This window comes from Nostoc sp. CHAB 5715, from assembly GCF_020829685.1.
Taxonomy (GTDB): domain Bacteria; phylum Cyanobacteriota; class Cyanobacteriia; order Cyanobacteriales; family Nostocaceae; genus Nostoc.
The window spans coordinates 1-4,525 of record NZ_JAIVFR010000632.1; the positions used below are offsets into that span (position 1 = coordinate 1).

5 protein-coding genes are annotated in these 4,525 nt (G+C 41.5%); 1 reads left to right on the forward strand and 4 read right to left on the reverse strand.

From position 1 onward, the window contains the following. From LC574_RS27770 to LC574_RS27780, 3 genes are all read right to left on the reverse strand, one after another. Positions 1 to 1,027 (reverse strand): recombinase family protein (locus LC574_RS27770; protein ID WP_229456896.1); only part of this gene is annotated, 1,027 nt, incomplete at its 3' end. A gap of 168 nt (positions 1,028 to 1,195) precedes the next feature. Beyond that, positions 1,196 to 1,555, reverse strand: coding sequence for a VOC family protein (locus LC574_RS27775; RefSeq protein WP_229456897.1), 360 nt, complete (start codon positions 1,553 to 1,555; stop codon positions 1,196 to 1,198). 240 nt (positions 1,556 to 1,795) lie between these two features. Then, positions 1,796 to 1,951: a hypothetical protein gene (locus LC574_RS27780; RefSeq protein WP_229456898.1), complete on the reverse strand. Its 156-nt coding sequence runs from the start codon at positions 1,949 to 1,951 to the stop codon at positions 1,796 to 1,798. Between the two features lie 537 nt (positions 1,952 to 2,488). On the opposite strand from LC574_RS27780, the gene LC574_RS27785 reads away from it, so the two are divergent. Next, on the forward strand, positions 2,489 to 4,393 hold the full coding sequence (locus LC574_RS27785) for an adenylate/guanylate cyclase domain-containing protein (RefSeq protein ID WP_306422166.1): 1,905 nt from the start codon (positions 2,489 to 2,491) through the stop codon (positions 4,391 to 4,393). On the opposite strand, the gene LC574_RS27790 is transcribed toward LC574_RS27785, so the two are convergent. After that, positions 4,313 to 4,525 (reverse strand): hypothetical protein (locus LC574_RS27790; protein ID WP_229456899.1); only part of this gene is annotated, 213 nt, incomplete at its 5' end. The genes LC574_RS27785 and LC574_RS27790 overlap by 81 nt on opposite strands.

A 4,525-nucleotide genomic window follows, 5' to 3' on the forward strand; every position in this document is an offset into this window, starting at 1 on the left:
GCTGACGAGCGATCGCTTGTCCTAAACTATTCTTGAGTGCATCCAATTGGGGAAAATTCATCCCCGCTACAGCTAAGGGTAAATCATGGCAAACGGTTTCAATTGTATGTTCTAAAACCTCTTGGTAGGGAATAGCCTTACACTTGGGGCGTTGAGGACAGCTAGTAGAACGTAAATAAAGATACTCCTTATCTTGGTTGCGTTGGGTGACACGAGTAACTGTTAGATGTGACTGACACTCAGCACAGACAACCAACCCAGCTAAAGAACGGGGTGCACTAGCAGTTCGGGATGGTAAACGGCTGTTACGGCGTAAAAGCCGGTCAACTTGGGCTGCTTCTTCCTTAGAAATTATCGGAATATGGGTATTAGAGATAATTTCACCATTTTGGTAAGCTGTATTGCCGCGATAAACTGGATTAGTTAGCCACCGTCTTCCTGTGGTGACAGAGATTTTTTTGCCGTATTTTTTCGCCAAGTAGCGAACTGAACCCCGCAGGGAACCATAGAGTAAAAAGTGTTCAAAAAAATCTTTGACTACTGGTGAAGTACTGCGATCAATGGTATATTTTCCCTTACCTCTGCGATAGCCGTAGGGAACTTTACCCGGTGGCGGTGCAACCTCAAGACGATTACGGGCGTGTCCTTGACGGATGCGACGACTACGTTGCTGACGTTGGATTGCGTTTAGCAAATTCAGCAAGTCAGCGCCCAGAGGGTAACTTTCGGAAGTGTAGGGCTGTTCTGTGGCAATTATCGCTACTCCCATTGCTTCGAGTTGATGTAAGCGATCGCTAATTTCCTCTAGAGTATCCCCTAATTCTTCCAACCGACGAACCAACAGATAATCTGCACCTTCAGTTCCGCAATCTATGAGTAATTGTTGTAATTGCGATCGCGTAGCGTGTCCAGAAGACTCTGCTTTGCCCAAATCTTCATAAACCCGATCCACCTCCCATCCCCAATCGGCTTGATCGGGAGCAGATTCTAATAGTGGATTAGTGTAAGAGTAGGCAATTATTTTCATTAGTCATTAGTCATTAGTCATTAGTCATTTGTCATTAGTCATTTGTCATTTGTCATTAGTCATTAGTCATTAGTCATTAGTCATTAGTCATTAGTCATTAGTCATTTGTCAATAATCAATAAATAGTTCTTCTTCCCCTACTCCCCACTCCCCACTCCCCACTCCCTTTCATTGCTGACTCAACTCGATAATATTTCCATCAGGATCTTGAGTAAACAAAGCAGAACGACCGGAGGCGCTGGGTTGAATAGGATAATTATGATTGAGCAAGTCTTGTTTGGCAGCGTCCAAGTTATCAACTAAGAAAGCGACGTGGGGGTTGCGTCCCCATTTTTCGTTTGGGTTTTCGGTGGGGACAGTAGGTGCAACTATCAGGTGAATTTGATAGTTGCCGACTTGATACCATGCACCAGCGTATTTTAGGGAACGATCTATTTTCGATAATCCCAATACTTTGCCATAAAAGTGTTCAGAGCGTTCTAAGTCAGTCACGAGAATTGCTGTATGGAGACTTTGGGTAATCTGCATTGTCGGTAAGTGCGATCGCGTTTATTTAAATTTTGACGTAGTTTTGACATATACTTTGACCTCACTTCCATTCCTCTCTCCTAAAAGGAGAGAGGCTTTGAATCTTACTCCCCTTCCCTACAAGGGAAGGGGCTGTTCTTGTTAGGTCTGTATTGAACTCAACACAGAAGCGCTATTATATTGATGCGATCGCGCTACTTGCCAAGTGTTGTCTTGCCGTTGAGTATTTGCATCGCCGTGTTATCTCAATGCAACCTCTTGCAATTTGATTGTATCGACTAACAATGCCATTGTATCGGCAAACAATGCCACTGTATCGACTGACAATGCCATTGTATCGGCAAACAATGCCATTGTATCGACTGACAATGCTATTGTATCGACTAACAATGCCATTGTACCAACTTACTACGCCTGCCTAATGAGTATGATATGGTCGCGCCCCTGTTAAATACCATCACCTCATCACTCTGGTAATCTCTCTAACGCCTCCCGTGCGATCGCACTACAAACCTTTAATTATTTACGCCGTCCTACTTATATAGGAATCCTAAATGATATGTGAAAAATTTTAAGTAATGTAGGGTGGGCTTTGCCCACCAAAACCTGGATATGGTGGGCAAAGCCCACCCTACGTGTATTTCAAAAATCAAATAGGAGTCCCATAGCACACTTAATCAATTAATATCAATTTTGGTAAGAAAACTGAGTATTAGTCACTTCTAGAAAATTTACTTAAACAAACTTGTATATTGCTCAAATATTTGAAAGAATAACTAAAATAATCATCAGTGGTACTAAATTATTAATTGTTAGTTCTAATTACTAAGTTATTAATATTCAGTGTGATGATTGTGTAATCTGGCAAAAGTTTGAAGTTTTCTATTACTATACCTTGAAATTTACTCTGCTTTAATTTAATACAATAACTACATGGATCAAGTAATTAATGCAATGGCAGATGCTTTGTTTATAACCAGTAATTTAGGGAGAATAAAAAAAGTCAATCGTGCGGCTCAACAATTATTTGGTTTTAGTGAAGAAGAATTAATTAATAAACCAATATCACTGATAATTGATGATGAGCAAGTCTTAATAGAAGCCATTCACCAGCATTCTTTTTTTCAGAAAAATCTTCAGAATTTAGAGGTAGTTTGCCGAACCAAGACTAGAGAAAAGCGGTTGATTGCTTTTTCTTGTTCAGTAATTCCGAAAAAAATAAAAGGATTAGAAGAGATTGTCTACATTGGTCGGGATATTACTGCTCGGCAGCACCGGGAACAACGTACAAGTGCCCAGTATGCTATCACTCGTATATTATCAGAATCCCAAACTGTAAAACAGGTAATTCCGCAAATTTTGCAGTCGATTTGTCAAAACTTGGGATGGGATTTAGGCGAACTTTGGACACCAAGTCAATATATTGGCACTTCGGTACAGGGACATAGCCTCAATGCAGTATTAAGGTGTGTGGAAATTTGGTCAAGTCGAGTAATTTCTGCGCGAGAGTTTAAAGCAATTACTTGGCAAACTATCTATACACCCGGTGTTGGCTTACCTGGTCGAATTTGGATCAGACGTTTGCCCCTATGGATTCAAGATATCACAGAAGATGGAGATACTCGGCGATCGCAACCTGCTGCTGAGGCTGGATTGCACGCAGCTTTTGGCTTTCCCATCTTAGACGATAGCGAAATCTTAGGAGTGATGGTTTTCTTTAGCCGGGATGTACAACCAAAGGATAAAGAATTATTGCAAATGGTGGGTTCTATTGGTAGTCAAATCGCCCAGTTTATCAAACGCAAACAAGCAGAAGATGCACTTGTAGAAAGTGAAGAACGATATCGAGATTTATTTGAAAATGCTAATGATCTGATTCAATGCGTCAATGCCTATGGTCGTTTTTTGTATGTCAATCGTGCATGGCAAGAAGCTTTCGGATATAGCGAAGCTGAAATTGTGAATATGAATATTTTCGATATTATACATCCAGAGTTTAAACAAGACTGTTTGCAAAGGTTTTATCGGGTGCTGTCAGGAGAAAAGATCGGGCAAGTACAATCCGCATTCATTACTAAAGACGGTCAAACAATCTTTCTAGAAGGTAATATTAACTGTAAATTTGTCGAAGGTCATCCAGTTGCGATTCGTGGCATTTTTCGCAATGTCACCCAGCGACTAGCGGCGGAAGAAGCGCTGCACTATCAGCAGGAAGAAACCGAACGTTTATTGCTAAATAGTTTGCCAGCAGCAATCTCCAAACCTTTGAAAGAAGCAGCTAACATTGTCGAAGACGTTGCTGATGTCACAGTTCTATTTGCAGATATTGTCGGCTTTAACGAAATTGCTGCTTCTATGAGTGCAATTCAACTGGTAAACTTACTCAACTCGATTTTCTCAACTTTTGATCGCCTCATCGAACAACATAGTTTAGAGAGAATCAAGACCATTGGCGATGCTTATATAGTAGTTGGTGGTTTTCCCACACGCCGCCGGGATCATGCTCAAGCGATCGCTCAAATGGCACTTCAGATGCAAACTGCGATCGCTCTATTTAATACTGAGAATAACCAAAACTTTAGCATCCGTATCGGCATCCATACTGGTTCCGTAGTGGCGGGAGTAATTGACTTAAAAAAAATTACGTATAATCTCTGGAAAGACACAGTAAACATCGCTCACTGTATGGAATCCCAAGGTATTATTGGTAAAATCCAAGTTACAGAAGATACTTATAAGTCTTTGTGTAATGAATTTTTATTTGAAAAGCGGGGCGAAATCGAAGTTCAAGGCAAAGGGAAAATAACCACCTATTTGTTGATTGGACGCAAGAGATGAGGGGGATGAGGGGGATGAGGGGGATGAGGGGGATGAGGGGGATGAGGGGGATGAGGGGGATGAGGGGGATGAGGGGGATGAGGGGGATGAGGGGGATGAGGGGGATGAGGGGGATGAGGGAGATGAAGAAGA

What these genes read in the sequence shown, in the direction of transcription:
- LC574_RS27775 (WP_229456897.1), bottom strand. Translation starts at nt 1,555, where the DNA reads ATGCAGATTACCCAAAGTCTCCATACAGCAATTCTCGTGACTGACTTA.
- LC574_RS27780 (WP_229456898.1), bottom strand. Translation starts at nt 1,951, where the DNA reads ATGGCATTGTTAGTCGATACAATAGCATTGTCAGTCGATACAATGGCA.
- LC574_RS27785 (WP_306422166.1), top strand. Translation starts at nt 2,489, where the DNA reads ATGGATCAAGTAATTAATGCAATGGCAGATGCTTTGTTTATAACCAGT.